This window comes from Methanoculleus caldifontis (assembly GCF_032842345.1).
Lineage (GTDB): Archaea > Halobacteriota > Methanomicrobia > Methanomicrobiales > Methanoculleaceae > Methanoculleus > Methanoculleus caldifontis.
In genome coordinates this window covers 1,476,989-1,496,312 of sequence record NZ_WBKO01000001.1, presented here as the reverse complement: position 1 = coordinate 1,496,312, position 19,324 = coordinate 1,476,989, and the positions used below count along the sequence as shown (strand labels likewise).

Annotated in this window: 14 protein-coding genes; 8 read left to right on the top strand and 6 right to left on the bottom strand. The window is 64.9% G+C overall.

Features of this window, described 5'->3' with window-relative positions; genetic code table 11:
- The first annotated feature begins 153 nt into the window (after window positions 1–153).
- Both F8E02_RS07525 and F8E02_RS07520 read left to right on the top strand, forming a co-directional pair.
- The gene (locus F8E02_RS07525) at window positions 154–1,917 is read left to right on the top strand and encodes a PAS domain-containing protein (protein WP_317064872.1); all 1,764 of its coding nucleotides are present in this window, start codon (window positions 154–156) and stop codon (window positions 1,915–1,917) included.
- Window positions 1,918–2,131: 214 nt separating this feature from the next.
- A complete protein-coding gene (locus F8E02_RS07520; protein WP_317064871.1) occupies window positions 2,132–3,886 on the top strand; it encodes a histidine kinase N-terminal 7TM domain-containing protein in 1,755 nt (584 codons plus the stop codon).
- Window positions 3,887–3,911: 25 nt separating this feature from the next.
- Here the strand turns inward: F8E02_RS07520 and F8E02_RS07515 are convergent, their stop codons facing one another.
- The gene (locus F8E02_RS07515) at window positions 3,912–4,832 is read right to left on the bottom strand and encodes an alpha/beta hydrolase (RefSeq protein WP_317064870.1); all 921 of its coding nucleotides are present in this window, start codon (window positions 4,830–4,832) and stop codon (window positions 3,912–3,914) included.
- A 121-nt stretch (window positions 4,833–4,953) separates the two neighbouring features.
- Here F8E02_RS07515 and rsgA point away from each other — a divergent pair, with 121 nt between their 5' ends.
- Window positions 4,954–6,045, top strand: a complete 1,092-nt coding sequence (gene rsgA, locus F8E02_RS07510) for a ribosome small subunit-dependent GTPase A (RefSeq protein ID WP_317064869.1) — start codon at window positions 4,954–4,956, stop codon at window positions 6,043–6,045.
- Between the two features lie 30 nt (window positions 6,046–6,075).
- On the opposite strand, the gene F8E02_RS07505 is transcribed toward rsgA, so the two are convergent.
- Complete coding sequence (locus F8E02_RS07505) at window positions 6,076–6,825, bottom strand: class I SAM-dependent methyltransferase (protein ID WP_317064868.1); 750 nt, start codon at window positions 6,823–6,825, stop codon at window positions 6,076–6,078.
- Window positions 6,826–6,916: 91 nt separating this feature from the next.
- On the opposite strand from F8E02_RS07505, the gene F8E02_RS07500 reads away from it, so the two are divergent.
- A complete protein-coding gene (locus tag F8E02_RS07500) occupies window positions 6,917–8,110 on the top strand; it encodes a M24 family metallopeptidase (RefSeq protein ID WP_317064867.1) in 1,194 nt (397 codons plus the stop codon).
- Between the two features lie 8 nt (window positions 8,111–8,118).
- Here the strand turns inward: F8E02_RS07500 and F8E02_RS07495 are convergent, their stop codons facing one another.
- Window positions 8,119–8,988 (bottom strand): alpha/beta fold hydrolase, encoded by an 870-nt coding sequence (locus tag F8E02_RS07495; RefSeq protein WP_317064866.1) that lies wholly within the window; start codon window positions 8,986–8,988, stop codon window positions 8,119–8,121.
- Window positions 8,989–9,164: 176 nt separating this feature from the next.
- Here F8E02_RS07495 and F8E02_RS07490 point away from each other — a divergent pair, with 176 nt between their 5' ends.
- The 4 genes from F8E02_RS07490 (at window position 9,165) to F8E02_RS07475 (ending at window position 15,128) form a co-directional block, all read left to right on the top strand.
- Window positions 9,165–10,010: a hypothetical protein gene (locus F8E02_RS07490; protein ID WP_317064865.1), complete on the top strand. Its 846-nt coding sequence runs from the start codon at window positions 9,165–9,167 to the stop codon at window positions 10,008–10,010.
- Between the two features lie 156 nt (window positions 10,011–10,166).
- Entirely contained in the window at window positions 10,167–10,961 is a 795-nt protein-coding gene (locus F8E02_RS07485) for a class I SAM-dependent methyltransferase (protein ID WP_317064864.1), read from the top strand.
- A 428-nt stretch (window positions 10,962–11,389) separates the two neighbouring features.
- Complete coding sequence (locus tag F8E02_RS07480) at window positions 11,390–13,279, top strand: sensor histidine kinase (RefSeq protein WP_317064863.1); 1,890 nt, start codon at window positions 11,390–11,392, stop codon at window positions 13,277–13,279.
- 196 nt (window positions 13,280–13,475) lie between these two features.
- A complete protein-coding gene (locus tag F8E02_RS07475; RefSeq protein ID WP_317064862.1) occupies window positions 13,476–15,128 on the top strand; it encodes a PAS domain S-box protein in 1,653 nt (550 codons plus the stop codon).
- Window positions 15,129–15,305: 177 nt separating this feature from the next.
- Here F8E02_RS07475 and F8E02_RS07470 read toward each other — a convergent pair whose 3' ends face one another.
- The 3 genes from F8E02_RS07470 to F8E02_RS07460 all read right to left on the bottom strand — a co-directional run bounded on the left by F8E02_RS07470 (window position 15,306) and on the right by F8E02_RS07460 (window position 19,128).
- A complete protein-coding gene (locus F8E02_RS07470; protein WP_317064861.1) occupies window positions 15,306–16,379 on the bottom strand; it encodes an NAD(P)-dependent alcohol dehydrogenase in 1,074 nt (357 codons plus the stop codon).
- A gap of 119 nt (window positions 16,380–16,498) precedes the next feature.
- Window positions 16,499–16,945, bottom strand: a complete 447-nt coding sequence (locus F8E02_RS07465; RefSeq protein WP_317064860.1) for a DUF3887 domain-containing protein — start codon at window positions 16,943–16,945, stop codon at window positions 16,499–16,501.
- A 191-nt stretch (window positions 16,946–17,136) separates the two neighbouring features.
- Window positions 17,137–19,128, bottom strand: a complete 1,992-nt coding sequence (locus tag F8E02_RS07460) for an ATP-binding protein (protein WP_317064859.1) — start codon at window positions 19,126–19,128, stop codon at window positions 17,137–17,139.
- Window positions 19,129–19,324 lie beyond the last annotated feature (196 nt).

The window sequence follows — 19,324 nt, the reverse complement described above, 5'->3', positions numbered from 1 at the left end:
CCCGTTCCGGATCAAAAGTGCGAATTCGAAAGCAAAGCGTTTCAAGGGAGCAGAACGTAGATCCACGACAGTCATCCGGTGAGCTCTCCCGATCTCCGGGAACGCGACGGTGCGGTCCGAGGGAGACCTGACGGTGCAAGGGCGTGAACGGCCGTGCCTGACATCTTCACGATTCTCTTTCCGATCCTGGTCGGCTTCTGCGCCGTCTCGGCGTTCATTACCTACGGCCTTGGAATCTATGTTTTCGCACAGAGCCCCTCGTCGGTCGTCAACCGCCTCTTCCTTGCATTAACGCTCACCGCAACCTACTGGGCTCTCGGAGAGTTCCTCATCTGGCACTCGACCGGTTACGACGGTTACCTCTTCTGGGTGAGGGCCAGCTCGTTCTGGCCCCTTGTCGTCGCGTTCACCGTCCATTTCACGCTCGCCTTCACCGATCACCCCCTCGCACAGGAGAAGAAGCGCGGGGTCCTCTTCGCCGCCCTCTACCTGCCGGCCCTGCTCTTTGCCCTGATCGGCCTTTTCACCGACCTGATCTATACGGTGGCGTTCCTGCCCGGGACGGGATACGTCTACCTGCCGGTGTCCACGAGCCCGGTCTATCTGGTCGAGAGGGCCTATGTCCTCCTGGCGATGGTCTGGGTGGCCTACATCGGCATCTCATCCTGGCGGGGAGCGCCCCGGGGGAGGGTCCGGAGCCAGAACCGGCTCTTCTGCGCCGGCATTACAGCCGTCGTCGGTTTCGGCGCTCTCTCCGGACTGATTCTCCCGGCTCTCGGGATCTACACCGTCAACCTCGTCTTCATCGGGATTGTCGTCTTCTCTCTCCTGATCGCTCACGCCGTCCGGAGGCACGGGCTGTTCGTCCTGAGTCCCCAGACGGCGGTCCCGGAGATCGTCAAAACGATGCCCGACGGTCTCATCCTTGCCGACATGGACGGCAGGATCGTCACGGCGAACGCATCTGCCGCGGAGATCTTCGGCGTTGCCGAAGCGGAGCTGGTCGGGCAGTCGGTCGGACGACTCCTCCCTGAGACGGCTTGTGCCGCGATCCGGGCCGCCGTCGCAGAGCAGGAGAGGTTCTCGGACCTCGAGGCGACACCCGACTGCAGGGAGGGCAGCATCGTCAGTATCGACGGAGCACCAGTCCGGGACCCGGACGGAGAGCCCGCGGGGTTCGTCATGATCGTCAGGGACGTTACCGATCGGAAAATAGCGGAGACGGCCCTCCGGACGGCAAACCAGAAGTTATCCCTCCTCTCCCAGGTCACCTGCCACGACATCGGCAACGACGTCACGGGCCTCGCCTGGTACCTGAGCCTTCTTGCAGAGGACCGGATGCACCCCGACGGCGAGATGTATCTCGACCGGTCGGTCAAACTTGCGGAAAACATCAAGAAGCACCTTGAATTCTCCCGCGAATACCAGATGATCGGCGTATACCAGCCGGTCTGGCAGCCGCTCGAGCCGATGATCGCCCGGGCCGTCGACGGCATCCCCCATCCGGGAGTCGAGATCGCCGTCCGGGTCGCCCCGGTGGAGGTCTATGCCGATCCGCTCTCGCCGAAGGTCATGTATAACCTGCTCGAGAACGCGCTCCGGCACGGGGGAGGCATCACCCGGATCGATCTCTCGACGGACGAGCAGGCCGACGGGACGCTCGCGGTGATCTTCGAGGACGACGGCGCAGGAATCCGGGACGACGAGAAGGAGAAGATCTTCCGGTGCGGTTACGGGAAGAACACCGGCCTCGGGCTCGCCTTCGCCCGGGATATCCTCTCCGTGACCGAGATCACCATCCGCGAGACCGGGAGGGCGGGCCGGGGAGCACGGTTCGAGATCCTGGTCCCTCCCCGGGCGTGGAGACCGGCCGGGAGGACGGACCCCGACCTGCCGTGCCGGGGAGAGACACCATAGTGCAGGAGAACCGGGACCTCCCACAGCGGAACGGGCCCGGAGAGGAGCCGATCTCCGGCCCTCAGAGGTCTGCAGCGCGAATCCGAAAGCAAAGCGTTTTCAGGGGAGCAGGGCAACAATATCCACGACAATCCTGCAATGATCTCTCACGATAGCCGGGGACAGAACGGAACGGTTCGAGAAAAATTCCAATGGCACAAGGGCGTGAGCGGCTGTGCCTGATATCCTCGCGGCTCTCTTTCCGGCCCTCGTCGGCTTCTGTATCGTCTCGGCATTCATCACCTACGGCCTTGGGGCGTATGTCTTTGCACAGAGCCCCTCTTCGGCCGTCAATCGCCTCTTCCTCGTGCTGACGTTCTCCGCGACCATCTGGGCCCTGGGAGAATCCCTCTTCTGGAACTCTACCGACTACGACAACTGCTTTCTCTGGGTGAAGGCCGGCTCGTTCTGGATCTTCGTCGTCGCGTTCATGGTACATTTCACGCTCGCGTTCACCGATCATCCTCTCGCGCAGGAGAAGAAACGCGGGGCTCTTCTCACGCTCCTGTACCTGCCGGCCCTGCTCTTTGCCCTGATCGGGCTCTCCACCGACCTGATCTACACGGTGGGGCTCCTGCCCGGGGCAGGATACGTCTACCTGCCGGCGTCCGCGAGTCCCGCCTACCTGGCCGAGAGGGCCTATGTCCTCCTGGGCCTGGGCTCGGCGGCATACGTCGGCATCGTATCCTGGCAGAGAGCGCCCGCGGGGAGGGTCCGGAGCCAGAACCGACTCATCTGCATCGGCATCGCGACCGTCATCGGGTTCGGCGTTCTCTCCGGGGAGGTCCTCCCGGCCCTCGGAGTCTACATCGTCGATCTCACCTTCATCGGGGTCGTCGTCTTCTCCTTCCTCATCGCCCACGCCGTCCGGAGGTACGGGCTGTTCACCCTGAGCCCCCAGACAGCGGTCCCGGAGATCATCAGGACAATGCCCGACGGTCTGATCCTTGCCGACAGGAACGGTAAGATCGTCATGGCGAACATGTCGGCCGCGGAGGTCTTCGGCGTCGGCGAAGCGGATCTCCCCGGAGAGCCGGTCGGGCAGTTCATCCCCCCTGCGGCGTGTGCCGCGATCGGGGCCGCCGTCGCGGGACGGGGGAGGTTCTCGGACCTTGAGGCGGCACCCGACGGCAGGGAGGGTATGGTCGTCAGTCTCGCCGGAGCGTCCGTCCGGAACCCGGACGGAGAGCCCGCGGGGTTCGTCCTGATCGTCAGAGATATCACCGACCGGAAAGCGGCGGAGACAGCCCTCCGGACGGCGAACCAGAAGTTGTCCCTCCTCTCCCAGGTGACCTGCCACGACATCGGCAACGACGTCACGGGCCTCGCCTGGTACCTGGGCCTCCTCAAAGAGGACCGGATGCACCCCGACGGCGAGGCGTATCTCGACCGGTCGATCAGACTCGCGGAGAACATCAGGAAACACCTCGAGTTCGCCCGCGAATACCAGATGTTCGGTGTGTATCAGCCGGACTGGCAGCCGCTCGAGCCGATGATCGCCCGGGCCGCCGGAGGCATCCCCCACCCGGGGGTCGAGATCGCCGTCCGGGTCGCTCCGGTGGAGGTCTACGCCGACCCGCTCTCGCCCAAAGTCATGCACAACCTGCTCGAGAACGCGCTCCGGCACGGGGGCGGGATCACCCGGCTCAGTATCACCACCGACGAGCAGGCTGACGGGGCGCTCAGGGTGGTCTTCGAGGACGACGGCGCGGGAATCCGGGACGACGAGAAGGAGAAGATCTTCCGGTGCGGTTACGGGAAGAACACCGGGTTCGGGCTCGCCTTTGCCCGCGATATCCTCTCCGTGACCGGGATCACCATCCGTGAGACCGGGGCGGCGGGCCGGGGAGCCCGGTTCGAGATCTCCGTCCCCGCCGGGACGTGGAGGCCGGTTGACGGGAGAGAAACCGGCCCGAACCCGGGCGAATAATACGAGCATACAGGCGTGGTGCCGGTCACGCGCTCCCTGTTCCCGTCGCCTCTTCCTCGCCCGGTCCACTCAACAGGGCGGTGTCGAAGAACGCGATCACCCTCTCCTCGTACCCGGCGGGGTGGCGGCCGAACGCACCCGTGTGCCCGGCATCCGGCGCGACCCACAGTTGCGCACGCTCGCCCGCGGTCCGGGTGAAGACCTCATTGAACGCGACCTCCTGGGGCACGTTGCCGCCTGCGATCAGCAAAAACCCGGTCGACTCCGCCGCGGCCATCGAGTCGAGGAGCGGCTCGGGCGGCGCGGTCCCGCTCGCGATCTGCACAACGCCGTACAGCACCCGGGCGGTGAAACTGCGGTAGAGAGGCCGCTCGGACTCCAGCGCATGCAGTTCCTCGACGGAACGCTGGGTCGCACCGTCGGCGACGATCGCCCTCACCTGCGGATACTCCGACGCCGCGCCGAGGAGCACCTCGCCGCCGAGGGAGAGGCCCATGCCCCCGATAGCATCGACCCCTTCCTGTGCTTCAAGGAACTCAACAGCAGCCCCCACGTCGCGGGTGCCCCCCCACCCGAACCTGTTGGTCGGGCCCCCACTCCCGCCGTGCCCGGCAAGGTCCAGCGCAAGCACGCCGTAGCCATGACGGGCGAGCATTGCGGCGTAGGGCCGCACCGCCTCCCGTGAGGCGCCCGCCCCGTGGATGAGGACTATTGCGGCGCCGTTATCGGGGGGCGCATACCACGCCTCCAGGACGATGCCGTCGTCGGACGTGAGCGTGACCTCGCGAAACCCCTCCGGCGGTGCACCGACCTCTTCGCGGAGAGGCAGGACGGCGAAGATGCCGAGCGCCGCCGGGAGAACGAGGTAGAGCACGAAAATCGCGAGCAGGACGAGCACGAGAACCCGGCGGAGGATACGCCGGCGACCGGGGAGGGTGGGGGACATACGTTACGGTAGTGATGACATCTCCTGGTATATAGCGCCGCGCCGCCGCCGCTCTCCGAAAACCGCGACCGCAAAGCACTTGCCGTTCTGTCCGCATCTCTGTATGGAGTTTACGATTCTCATGCAACCCACTTCCCGATGCGGAGAAGACCCGTCCCATACGCTCAACGACCTCGGCTGGACGGAAGAACACGAGAGAGCATTCTCGAAATACACCGGGCCGTACCTCCCCGGCCGCGTCGCCTGCCGGCAGAAGACGGTCTGGGAAGTGCTCATCGACGGCGGGTCCGTCACGGCCGGGATCTCCGGGGCCCTGCGCAGACTCGGCCGGTTCCCCGCGGTGGGGGATTTTGTCGTGATCCTCCACCAGCCGGAGGCCGGCACCTCGACGATCGTCGACATCCTCCCGCAGAAGACTCTCTTCTCGCGCGGGACACCGGGCCGCGACGGCGCCGACCAGGTCATCGCGGCGAATATCGATACCGTCTTCATCGTCACGGCCGCCGGTCACGACCTCAACGCCCGCAGGATCGAGCGCTACCTCGCGATCGCCCACGCATCCGGCGCCCGGCCGGTGGTCGTCGTCAACAAGTCCGACCTCGCTGGCGACCCCGCAACGCTTGCCGCCGACCTCGCCTCCGTTTCCCCCGGCACACCGGTCATCCTGATCAGCGCCATGAGCGGGGAGGGCGTCGACCGGCTCGACCCCTACCTCGCGCCGGGAACGACGATCGCCCTCATCGGCTCGTCGGGTGTCGGGAAGTCCACCCTGATCAACCGGCTCATGGGCCGCCCGGTGCAGGAGACCTCGGATGTCAGGGAGTGTGACGAGAGAGGCCGGCATACCACCACCGTCCGCCAGCTCTTCGTCCTCGCCGGCGGGGCGCTCATGATAGACAACCCCGGCCTGCGGGAGGTCGGGATCGGGACGGCATCCGCCGGCATCGCCGAGACGTTCCCCGAGATCCTCGAACTCGCCGAAGGCTGCAGGTTCTCGGACTGCCGGCACGAGGAGGAGCCGGGCTGTGCGGTCCAGGCGGCCGTCGCGGCCGGGACGCTTCCCGCGGCACGGCTGGAGAGTTACCGGAGGCTCGCGCGGGAACTCGCGTTCGAGCAGGAGAAAGCGGAGATTGGGCTTGTACAGCTCGAGAGGAAACGCTGGAAAGCGATCGGCAAAATGCAGAGGGATATCGGGAAGACAAAAGGGAGGTGACGGCCGCCGGAGGATAACCTCCCGACCGGATCACTCCTTCTTCCGCAAAATGAAGAACTCGTAGCCGTACTCGCTGCCGTGCTCCCGGTGGACGGCGATCTCCCGCTCCTCGAACGCGATGAGGGCCTCGGCTTCCGGGTTGCCGGCGGCCGCCGCCCGAAGGTTCGCAAGCCGCTCGATCATCGGGGTGTAGTAGTCGTCCCACCACGCGGACGCAGGGAGCGGGAAGGTCGCGACGACCTCGTAGCCGGCGTCTTCGGCGATAGCGCGGTTTGCCGCGACCGTTTTTATCGCCGGGTAGCAGTCGTTCCAGAACGCCGCCGCCTCCGGCGAGGGGTCTTTGACAAACCAGGCGGCCTCGGTGAGACAGAGGTAGCCGCCCGCCCGGAGGAGCCGCCTCCAGGCGGCAAGCCCTTCCCGGAATCCTATGATGAAGATCGAGCCCTCTGCCCAGAGGACGTCGAACGACGCGTCGGGAAACGGCAGGTCGTCCATCGAGGCCCGGACCGTGGTGATCCGGTCCCTCACCCCCGCCGATGCCGCGCTCCCGGCAAGTTGATCGAGGTAGGGCTGGTGGACGTCGGTGGCGGTGATGCGGCAGCCGGGGCAGACCCGGGCCACCTCAACCGTCTGCATCCCGGCACCGCACCCGATGTCCAGGACCTCCGGCTGGGCCGGAAGATCGGCAAGTATCGAAAAGGCCTTTCTGGTACACTCGTTACTGCCCGGCCCCTGGCGGGGCAGGCCCTCGTGCATGGTAAAGATAAAGGGAGTTTCCATGATGGGGATACGTGCGCCGCGCGACCTCATAAACCCGCATGAAGCGACCGCTGCCGTCCATCGTAAATACCATCGCCGCCCAATCATGCGTATGGAGCAAAAGACCCCTGCCCTCGAACTCCGGGACCGCATGGAGCGGTTCCGGCTCCGCATGGACAGGGAAGATCCGTCGTGGGAGTTTGCCGCGATCTTTGGGAGGACAAACCAGTTCTACTTCACCGGGACGATGCAGGACGGGGTCCTCCTCGTCCCCAAAAACGGCGAGGCCGTCCTCTGGGTGCGCCGGAGTTATGAGCGGGCGCTCGATGAGTCGCTCTTCCCCGATATCCGGCCGATGAAGAGCTTCCGCGACGCCGCCGGCGGGATGGGGGCGTGCCCGGCGACGGTCCACGTGGAGACGGAGGTGGTGCCCCTCGGCCTGCTCGAGCGGTTCCGAAAGTACTTCCCCGTCCGCGAGACGCGATCGCTCGATTCACAGGCAGCAGGGGTTCGGGCAAGAAAGAGCCCTTACGAACTCGAGATCATGGAGCGAGCGGGGAGGATCCACCGGCACGTGCTCGAGGACTGTGTCCCCGCGATGCTCCGGGAGGGGATGAGCGAGGCCGAACTCGGCGGCGAGGTCTTCTCCCGCATGGTCAGAGAAGGGCATCACGGGATCGCCCGGTTCGAGAGGTTCGGGACGGAGATGATCCTCGGGCAGCTCGGCTTCGGGGAGAACTCCCTCTACCCGACCGGTTTCGACGGGCCCGGCGGGTGCCGGGGGGCGGCCCCCGGCGCCCCGGTCCTCGGCAGCCATGACCGGAAACTCAAGAGCGGGGACCTGGTCTTCGTCGACTGCGCCTGCGGGGTGCAGGGCTACCACACCGACAAAACCGTGACGTATATGTTCGGGCAGGCGGTCCGCGACGAGGCTATCGAGGCCCACCGGCGGTGCGTGGAGGTTCAGGACGAGGCGGCCGCGCTCCTGCGGCCGGGAATCGCGCCCTCCGAGATCTACGAGACGATCCTCGGTGGTCTCGACCCCGCGTTCCTCGAGAACTTCATGGGCTACGGTGACCGGCGGGCGCAGTTCCTGGGCCACGGGATCGGTCTCGCCGTCGACGAGACGCCGGTGATCGCGAGAGGCTTCGACGAGCCGCTCGAGGAGGGGATGGTCTTCGCCCTCGAGCCCAAGAAAGGGGTCCGGGGCGTCGGGATGGTCGGGATCGAGAACACCTTCGTCGTCACCCGCGGCGGGGGCCGGTGCATCACCGGGAATAACGCCGGGCTGGTCCCGGTATACTGAGCGCACGCTCACGAGAGTCCGGCAACCGGCTCCAGCGGCCGGGCCCGCTCTCTGAGGAAGTCCAGCAACTCCCGGTTGACCTCCGCGGCGTGGGTCCACGTGATCCCGTGCGGCCCGCCCTCAACCACCACGAGGCGCCCTTCCCGGACCAGGCCGGGGGTGCGCTTCCCCGACGCGGCGAAGGGGACGATCCGGTCGGCGTCGCCGTGGATGACGAGGACCGGCACGTCGATGCTCGCGAGATCGCTGCGGAAGTCGGTCAGCCACGCGGGAACGCAGTCGAGCGTGCCTATCGGGGAGGCGGCCGCCGCGACGTTCCAGCTGAGACGGACGACCTCGTCGCTGACGCGGTCGCCCCCGAGGGCGTCGACGTTGTAGAAGTTCGAGAGGAACCCGGAGAGGAACGCCGGGCGGTCGGCGGCGATGCTCTCCATGATCCCGTCGAATACGCTCCCCTCGACCCCTTCGGGGTTCTCGGAAGTCTTCAGGAGGAACGGCGGGACCGCGGAGATGAAGACGGCCTTCTCCACGCGGTCGCTCCCGTAGGTGCCGAGATAGCGGGCCACCTCGCCGCCGCCCATCGAGAACCCGACGAGCGTGGCGCCGGTGAGGTCGAGTTCCGTCATGAGCCTGTGCAGGTCTTCGGCCAGGGTGTCGTAGTCGTAGCCGGTGGCCGGTTTCGCGGAGTTGCCGAACCCTCTCCGGTCGTAGGCGACGACGCGGTAGCCCGATTCAAGCAGCGCCGGGACCTGCTTCTCCCAGGACTTGCTCGAGAGCGGCCAGCCGTGGATCAGGACGACCGGCTTGCCTGTGCCATGGTCCTCGTAGTAGAGGTCGATGGTGCCTGAATTTTCCTTACCGACAGTGATGTAGGACATAGGTTATCTCCTCTACGGGCTCCCCACGCCGGCCATACTATATAACGATGCGGTCGCGGAGTGGTTCGGGACCCCAGCCAGCCGAAGGCATCTCCCTGCTCACGAACCGATGATAGACGTATTCTTCAAAAACAGATAGGTATAATACCGGCAACTCCCAGATCCCCTCATCAGCAATGGGAAAATGGTCGAATGCGCTGGGTCTGGTGCTCGCCGGGGCGGGTATCCTCGTAGCGCTCCTGTTCATATGTCTGGTGCTGCTTGCCGGGTTTCTGGGCCAGTCGTCATCGGAGAGCTTCAGTTCGATGTATCACTACGAGTTGCAGATCTCGACGACAGGCCCCATCGAAGACGCGGTTCTCCTGATCCCCATCCCATCCCGTTACGACCCGGAGACCGGGGCAAACGTCACTCCCATCGACCTCTCTCGTGCGAGTTTCAGCAATTTCGACAGGAGCGGGATATCGGTACGGATCGAGGACGTCGACGGGATCCCCATGCTGAATATCTCGGCCGACCGGATCGACCCGGTCTACAAAAACCGCATCGAGCCGATCGCGATCATGCCGGGGCAGAACGAGTCCGAACTCCCGGTGCCGACCCATATCTACTCCGACCGGTACTCGGAAGAGACGCCGGTGCTCGTCGGGATGGAACTCTCCATGCTCGATACCAGCCCCGGCCACGAGATCGAGACCAGAACGCCGGTAGGAGCCGAGCCCCTCTTCATGCCGTACCGGATCGTCGGCACCCTCAACGATTCCGGCGGACCCGTCGACGATTATTACGTGAGCCCCGGTTCCTCCGGGTATATCGTCGAGGTCCCGTTCATCCTCTCGTTCGACGCCGAGGATGGGAACGTCCTCACTATCTCGTCCTATTTTCAGGGGGCAAACCAGTGGTGGGTTTTGGGCTGGCAGTCGAATTCGTACCGCGAGAGGGTGCATCACGAGTTCACGGGTCCGTGCAACGGCACGTACCTGGCAAGGGGGATCCTTGTGACAGGCGAGGGCGTATACTGATCCTCTCCGGCAGAAAGAGAACCCGCGGAATACCCCTACAGCAATCCCGTTCGCCGTGCAAGCGAAAACACTAAATACTCGCCTGAGACTCAGGAGTGAGTCAAACGAGGTGAGTTCACGCAGGATTCAGATTATCAACGCGACGCCTGGGACGAGGTGAATGCGCGGCATCTCCACCATCCGCTCAGAGCAGTGATCAGCGTCGACGACCAGAACAACGCGTACATCGACGGCAGCCAGAAGCGCCTCGTCTCAAGGGCGGTCAGGCTGGAGCCGCACTTCTCCGTGCTCGACTACGGGTGCGGCGTCGGCCGGTGGACGCTCTGGTTCGCGCCGCAGGTGCAGCGTGTCGTCGGGGTGGACCTCTCGCCGAAGATGGTGGAAGCGGCACGGCAGGCGGCGGAGCAGGCAGGCATCCGCAACGTCGAGCACCGTGCCGTCGAGGGGATGCCGCTGCCCTTCGAGGACGGTGCGTTCGACCTCGTCAATGCCGTCTGGGTTCTGCGATACATTACGGACGATGGGGAACTTGTACGCACCGTCCAGGAGATCTGCCGCGTGGTCCGGCCGGGGGGCCACGTCACGTTCATCGAGATGATCGCCGACAGAGAGCGGGAGTTCAAGGAGCACGAGGGTGAATTCACCGGGGCAGCGGTCTACCGGCAACTGGAGCAGTACCGCTCGCTCTTTGAGGGATGCGGCATGACGGTGCAGGAGAGCGCGGTCTCAAGCGCATCGCCCCTGTACTGGCCCTACGTCGCCGCCCGCAACGCTGCAAAACGCAGGAACCTGCCGGACCTGTCGCCTCTGGCTCCCCCGCTCGTCTCCCTGAGCCTCGCAGGTGAGGGCCTGACCACGAGACTGATGCAGTTCCTTGCCGGGCACAGCATCGTCCGGTGCCGGCACCGCTTCCTCTGCTTCCAAAAGCCGGAGGGTAGCTCCAACCGGTGATAAGCGTCACAGGAAGAGGCCTATTCTCCTTTTTAGCCCCGGCAGGACCGTCCAGCCCTTCTGTGCGGCGACAACGCAGAAACCAGCCGCAGACTCGGTCTCTGCCACGCAAAATTCTCGCGAGCCTGCTTTCCGTGGCCGCGCCGCGGGGCGTCGTTCCAGCCATACGAGTCCCATCCCCTTGCAGTCGCCGGGAGGCATAACGACTGCTGCGATAGTTAACTTATTTGCACCGGCGCAGGAGAGGCGCCCCCCGGCCCCCTCCCACCGGGAAAACAGAGGAGACGTTCCCGGCGGCGATGGCGACGCAGCCGGATAAGCATGATTTATGCCCGATTATGGTTAACTATAATTGATACCGGCGAACCCCCCGTCAATAGATCGGCCCGGAAGTTACATTTACAAGCACTCAGGAGCAGGCAACGCCCATGGCACCGGTAAGCAGCACCGACAGGCGGATCAACTGGCGGCCTATCCAGCACCTGCTTGCCGCCGTCCCCGTAATTCTGCTGGCAACAGTTCTCATCGTCCAGTCCGCCGTGAATATCCCGTTCGACCACGTCGTCTCCTTCCAGGCGGAACTCAATATTCTCCCCAACATCGGTTTCATCATCCTCGCCGTACTCGCGGCATGGGTCATGATGAAGACCGGCCGGTCGCAGCTCGTCTGGATGGGATCGGGCGTTCTCGTCCTGGGCCTCGCCATCCTCCTGGCGAACGCGTTCGGGACCCCGTTCAGCCTGAACGCCGGCGTGCAGATCCAGAACCTCGGTGCCCTTCTCGCCGGAGCCCTGCACCTGGTCGGCGCCCTGATTGCCCTCTTCTCGACCGGCCTCGTCAGGACCGGTCTCCGGCAGCGGCTCATAGATCTCACAGCAGGCTACGGGGGCGGGATAACAGCGGTGCTGCTGATCGTCATCCTTGCCAGAACAGAGGTGCTTCCCGAGTTCTTCATCGTCGGCGAAGGAGGCACCCCGATCCGGCAGGTGGTCATCAGCCTCGCTGCAGCCCTCTTCGCCATCTCCGCGCTGGTCGTCTTCATGCAGTATGTCCGGTCGCGCTCACCGTTCCTGTATATGTACGGCCTGGCGCTGGCGTTCCTGAGCCTCGGCCAGATCGCATACCTGATGACGGTGACCCGCGGGGATATCATGGCCTGGATCGGCAGAGCGGGCCAGTGGGGGGCCTCCATCTATCTCCTGATAGGCCTGATCCTGGTGCTGCACCTCTCGCGCAGCCGTCAGGCAAACGTCCACCAGGTGCTGGACAGCGTCTTTCCCCCCTCCGGCGAAGGCTACAGGTTCCTGATCGAGGCCTCCCCCGATGCGATCATCGGCCTGGATACCGGGGGGACCGTGCTGGTCTGGAACTCCGCGGCGGAGAGCATCCTCGGCTACAGCAGCGGTGAGGCGGTGGGCAGACCCCTTGAGGACCTGATCGGCCTCCGGTTCTCGGGAGAGCCGGAGGCCTCCCCGGGCGGGCGACGGGAACTGCTCTTTCGGCGGCGGGACGGCAGGGAGGTGTGGCTCTCGATCTCCGTGGCGCACGGCACCGTACGCGGGCACCCGATCGCCACCGTCAACATCATAGACATCACGGGACGCAAGCAGGCGGAAGAAGCGCTGGAGCGCCGTACAGAAGACCTCATCCGGGTCAACAGGGAGGTCGAGGCGGCACGCGGCGAGGCGAACATCTACCTCGACATTCTGACCCACGATGTGCGAAACGCAAACAACGTCGCGAACCTCTACGCCGACCTCCTCCTTGGCTGCCTGGACGGCGAGGCGGCCGGATATGCAGAGAAGCTGTACGCAAGCATCGACCGGAGCAACGAGATCCTCCAGAACGTCGCCACCATCCGGCGGGCCTCGGAGGAGCCGGGGAACCTCGCGCCCGTGGACCTCGATGCGGCCATCAGAGAGGAGCTCGGGAGCTTCCCCGACGCATCGATCCGGTATCCGGGCGCTCATGCCGAGGTGCTGGCGGACGGCCTCCTCCCGACCGTCTTTAACAACCTCATCGGCAACGCGGTCAAGTTCGGGGGTCCCGACACCGAGATCACCGTCCGGGTCGAGGAGCAGAGCGACGGGGTGCTGGTCTCGGTCGAGGATACCGGCCCCGGTGTCCCGGACGAACTGAAAGAGAGGCTTTTTTCCCGGTTCGGGCGGGGCATGGCGAGGGAGAGCGGCCAGGGGCTCGGCCTCTTCATCGTCCGGACCCTGGTGGAACGCTATGGCGGCAGGGTCTGGGTCGAGGACCGCATACCCGGACACCCCGGGGAGGGGGCGGTCTTCCGGTTCACGCTGGTGAAGGCATGAGACGCGGGAGAGGGGGCACGGGTCTCTCCGTCCCGTTCGCCGGGGTTGCTTGCGCCTGAGACGCTCCGCCCGGTATGCCCGCACCGTTGAGGGCGATCGGCATTACTATGTGAATAGAGGTCTAACCTGCCTCCAGAAACCTTCCGATGGATATCGAGACGCATGGCAGCACCAACCCCGATTCTGAAGAAAGAGCATGAGTAGTAGACAGAGCGAGAGAGGGCCGGCGGGAGACTGTCCTGACGCCGAACTCATCGCCCGGCTGCAGGCTGAGAACGAGGCTCTTCGCCGGGAAAACGCGGAGTTCAGGCAGGCGGAATCCGGGCGCAGGCGGGCGGAAGAGAGCCTTCTCTGGCGCAGGCGCCGTGAGGAGCTCCTGGCGGACGTAGCGAGCCGGCTCCTCTCGACCGAAGAGCCCCAGCAGATCGTCAACGACCTCTGCGGGAAGACCATGGCCTTCCTGGAGTGCGACGTCTTCTTCAACTACCTTGTGGATGCGGAGAGGGACTGCATGTACCTGAACGCCTCGGAGGGCATTCCGGAGGAGGAGGCGGAGCGGATCGCCTGGCTCGACTACGGCGTCGCCGTCTGCGGGTGTGCGGCCCGGGACGGGTGCCGGATCGTTGCGGAGGATATCCCGGCCACACTCGATCCCCGGACAGACCTGGTCAGGTCCTACGGCGTGCAGGCGTATGCGTGCCACCCCCTCGTCGTCGAGGGAGTCGTCCTCGGCACGCTCTCCTTTGGAACCCGTTCTCGAACCCGGTTCCGTGACCGGGATCTCGAGGTGATGAAGACCGTCGCCGACTACATCGCCATCGCCATGCACCGCCTCATCTCGAAGCGTGCCCTTGAGGAGAGCGAGGAGAGGTTCTTCGTCATATTCGACAGAGCGTCCTTCCCGATCGCCCTGCTCCGGCAGAGCGATGACACGTTCGTCGACGTCAACGAGGAGTGGGTGAAGACGTTCGGCCACACCCGGGAGGAGGCGCGGGGGAAGACCTCTCTTGCGCTGGGCATCGACCGGGATCCCGGCACCCTCTCCCGCATCCGCACCGGGCTCCTCCGGGACGGGACGGTGCGGGACCTGGAACTCACCCGGTTCACGAAGGCCGGGGAGGCACGTATCATCTCAAACAACCTGGATATCGTGACCGTGGACGGAGAGCAGTACGTGCTCACGGTGGTGCAGGACATCACCCGCCGGAGGCAGACCGAGGATGAACTGCACACAAGCCTGGACCGGCTGGCGCTGGCGCTGGACGCCATCTCGGCAGGGGTCTCGTTCTGGAACATCGAGCACGGCTGGTCCGAGTGGAACCACCGGCAGTACGAGATCCTGGGGTATGCGCCCGGAACCGTCGAGCCCGGTCTTGACGCGCTGCTTGAGCGGGTGCATCCCGGCGACCGCGACCGGGTCATCGCGGAGCTCGACCGGTCTATCCGCGAACAGAAGGACTACGCGATGGACTACCGCGTCAGTCTGCCCGGCGACGAGGAACGCTGGGTCCATTCCGTTCGCAAGTTCGCCTATGATGCCGAAGACCGCCCCGTAGCCAGCCACGGCATCATGTACGACATCACCTACCGGAAGCGGTATGAGGCGATCCGGCAGGAGGCATACGCCCAGATCGAGAGGAATATCGAACAGTTCGCAGTCCTGGGCGATCACATCCGTCACCCGCTCCAGGTGATCCTGGCGAGAGCGGATCTGCTCGAGGACGCCACGGCCGCGGCGAGCATCCAGGAGCAGGTGCAACGGATCAACGGTATCGTCAGGCAACTCGACCGGGGATGGGTGGAGTCCCGCTCGATACGAAGGTTCCTCAAGCGCAACGAGAGGGCATGACGCCGGCCGCCGGGCCAGACGGCGACGGCCGGGAGTCCGGGGGGCCGCAGGGGAGCGGCAGCACCGGGAGGTGCTCAAACCTCCGCTCGAAGGTTGCGTGAGGCCATATCCCCGGCCCCCGCCGTACCCGGAGGCGCGAGCGGGGTTCGGCCCTGAAAAAGAGAAGGTCCCGGCCGGTCACTCCTCCACGATGACGACCGGTTTGATCAGGTCCTTTGGCTTCTCCTTCATCAGGAGGAGAGCCTCCTCGAGCTTGTCAAAGCCCTTGAAGACATGCGTCGCCATGAGGGCGGGGTCCATGCGCCCGCACATCACCACCTCGGCCAGCCGCTCCATCCGCACCCTTCCGCCGGGGCAGAGTCCGGTCATGATGTTCTTGTCGGCCATGCCAAAGCCCCAGCCGATCCGGGGGAGGGGTATGACGTCCTGGTCGCCCATGCCCGAACCGAAGTAGTTGATGTTCGAGACGACCGAGCCGGGTTTTGCCACGTTGATCGCGTCCATCATCACCTCATATCCGCCGCCGGCCACGATGACGGCGTCGACGCCCTCGCCGTTGGTCGCGTTCCGGATCTGCTCGACGGTGTCTCCTTCCTTGTAATTGACGATATGCGTGGCGCCGTACTCCTTTGCGACCTTCACCGAAGCGGGCCTCGTGCCGACGGCAAAGATCCTCCCGGCGCCCCGGAGTTTCGCACCGGCGATGGCGGAGAGGCCGACCGGCCCGATGCCGAGGACCGCGACCGTGGACCCGAACTTGATGTTTGCGTTCTCGGCGCCTGCAAAGCCGGTGCTGAGCATATCCGGGAGCATGACCCCGGCCTCAAGCGACATCCCCTTCGGCAGGTGCGCGAGGTTGTAGTCCGCCAGGTTCACGTGGAAGAACTCCCCAAAGACACCGTCCTTGGAGTTCGAGAACTTCCAGCCCCCGAGCGGGCCGCCGGTCTGCGACGGGAACCCGCGCTGTGCGGCATCCGTCTCCCAGTCGGGCGTGATGGCCGGGACGATAACCCGGTCGCCGGACTTGAAGTCTTTGACCTCGCTGCCCACTTCGTCGACGATCCCGAGCGCCTCGTGCCCCAGGATGAGGTTGTGCCGGTCCCCGATCGCCCCTTCCCAGACGGTGTGGATGTCGGAGGTGCAGGGCGCGAGCGCCAGAGGTCTCACGACGGCGTCCCTCGGCCCGCAGGCGGGCCGCTCTTTCTCGATCCATCCGATCTCGCCGATCTTTAACATTGCCAGGCCTTTCATGATCCCTACCTCTCTTGGTCGCGGCGGTAAGGACGGGGTACTATAAAAAGAACAGGATCCGGGGGAGATGCCGGCTTCATGAAGAGCGGTCCGTTGCGGCATACCGCCGCCGGGCCGTCTCAACCCCGCAGTTTCGGGGAGTTGAACCAGAGCCCGTGGAGTTCGTGCGACGGATCATCCTTCCGGAAGACGAACCGGAGCGCCACGCCGTCCTCCCCCTCGAACTTCGCCCTGTAATTGACAGCGATATACTCGCCGGCATCCGTGACGACGGGGCTCTCCTTTGCGACGTACAGCCCGATCTTCGATCTGGTGAGGTCGCGGTTCCGCTCAAACGCGGCCGCATCCAGGCTCCGCTTCATCTCTGCGGAGAAGTCGCGGGAGTACATCGTATAGTTGCCTTCGTTGAAGCCCTGCATGACGTTCTCGGCGATCGGTTCGGCGTAGGCAAGCACCTCTGCCGCCTCCTCGCCGGAGACCACGGTCTCCGGGCTCATGCAGCCGCATGCCGAAACAGTGGCGAAGACTACCAGGACGGCGAGTAACGGGATGTGAGATAGACCCATGATAAAGAATCGGACAGGAGGGTGATTAACATACGGATTGAACCGCAGAGGGAGCGTAGCGTACCAAAGACGGGAGCGATCAGGCCGACCATCGACATGGAAAGGTTTCAGCGGAGATCCGGAGGCAGGTGCAGACGAAGAGGGAGCTCGCAATGGATACCGGCAGGTGATGTACGATCTACCGGAACGTCTCAGCGGTTCTCCGCTGTTTTTGTAAGCGTGAACCGGAACGCCGCCCCGCGTTCGGGATAACCCGGCACCCGGTCCTCGACCCAGATCCGGCCGCCGTAGCGCTCGACCAGGATCTGCACGAGGTAGAGGCCGAGCCCCTCGCCGACGCCCCGTTTCTGCTGTTCGTAGAGGTGGAATATATCTTCCTTCCGGTCGTCCGGTATCCCGGGGCCAGTATCCTCCACCGATACCGTTACTGCGCCGTCCTCCTCCGTCCGGACGGTGACCGCCACGCCGGGGCCGCCGAACTTGACCGCGTTGTCGATGAGGTTTGAAAAGATCTCCGGGAGAAGGTCGTCGGCCCGGACCCGGACGGAACCGCCCATGTAGCGGATGCTCCTGTCGGGGTAGCGGTCGATCTCTCTACGTACGACCTCTTCGAGTTCGACCGGTCTGAGGTGTGACGGGGCGTGATGAATCCGGCGGATCTTTCCGACGGTGCCCAGGATCTTGATGCTCCTCCCGATGCTCCGCCGGAGGTTCTCCGCATACCCGGCTGCCTCGCCGTCCAGACAGTCGGCGAGCAGGTCGGCGTAGAGGTTCGCGACGTTGTTGGTGTTCCCGAGATCGTGGGACAAGATGTCCAGGTAGAGGTTTGCCTCCCGGTTCGCCGATCCCAGGTCCCGCTGGGCCCGGGCGAGGTCTTCAGCGCGGGTCCTGAGGGCTTCTTCGGCCCGCGTACGATCGGTGACGTCCCGCAGGATGCCCCCGGCACGGTATCCCTGCCGTGTCTTCGTCGTGAATACCCGCTGCTGGAGATACCGGACGTCTCCCGGCGGGATGCGGATCTGCACGTCAAGGAGCGTGTCGTGCGACGGAAGCGTACCCTCCTGCAACAACCCTTCCCAGGATGCGCGGTATTGGGCGCGAGGATCGGGCCCCGACCACTCCTCATCTGCCATCCACGACTGGACTTCCCATGCCGGCTTCCCCAGTGCATCGCTGGCCGCAAGGCCGGTGATCATCTCCATGCCCCTGTTCCAGGTGGTGATCCGTCCGGTCTCATCGGTGATGATGATGCCGTCCGCGGAACTTTCGATCAGGTCCCGCAGCTGCCTCTCACGCTCTTTCACGGACTCCTCGGCGCGCAGTAACCGGACAGTCCTCTCCTTCTCGCGCCGGAACATCTGCACGTACTCATAGAATAGACCATAGAGGACGATCAGGCCGCCCCCCATGAGAATGGCCCGGAGCAGGTACCACCAGAGATCGTAACGCCTCATTCCGCTCAGCGTCGTGAGCAGGGCGAAGGCAAGCGCCGTCTGGGCAAAGGCGACGTACCCGACAAGCGCGTCCCCGGTACGCAGGTAACGCCGGGTTGAGAGCACAGCGCCTCCGGCAAACAGGACCGCCACGACTGCGTTCCAGACGAGGACGAACTCGGTGAAGACGCCGGTTGGGGTGACGAGTGCAGGCAGAGATTGTTCGACCCGGACGACGAGCGTGAACGCGATCGCCAGGGAGACTATCCAGGCAGCCGCGAGCCCGGGCAGGCGCCGGCCCGCCAGGTCTTCGCCCCCCGGCCGCCGGGCCAGAACGGCCACGAGGAGGAAGGTGCCGAGAATGGTGATGCCGAGCTGCAGGAACCATGCCGAGGTACCGGAAAGCCTCGCGACGACAGATCCGCCGTCTGACAGGAGACTTGCCCCGCTGAGGGCGTAAAAGACGAGCGCGACGGCGAAACCTGCCGCGCCCATCCCAATCCAGAAGGAGGCTGCGTCTTTTAGCACGCTGTAGCGTCCCAGCGCCAGGAACCCCACCGAGAAGAGGATGAGCGCCTGGAACAGGCTGATCACGGGGATGAACCAGGGGATGACGGCAAGCGTGGGCCCCACCTCCTCTCCGCGGAGGAACAGGACTATGAGGAGGACTGCAAGCCCGGCAGCCATACCGACGATAGCCCGGTACAGCCAGTCCGCAGATTTTTGATCGTCGACGTTTTCGGCCATCATGCTCCTTCCTCACCGGCGTACTCCCGACCGGGGCCTCGCCTACCGTTCCCCGGCCTCTGCGCGGAACCGGGCAACGTACCCATTATCCGGGCGACCCTTCATCCCGGCCCGCTCGCCGGGATCGCCAACCCCGCCTGTTTTCCGGCGACACAATGGTGCAGCCATGAGCGTATCCATTTCCTTCAGGGGTGGAGAG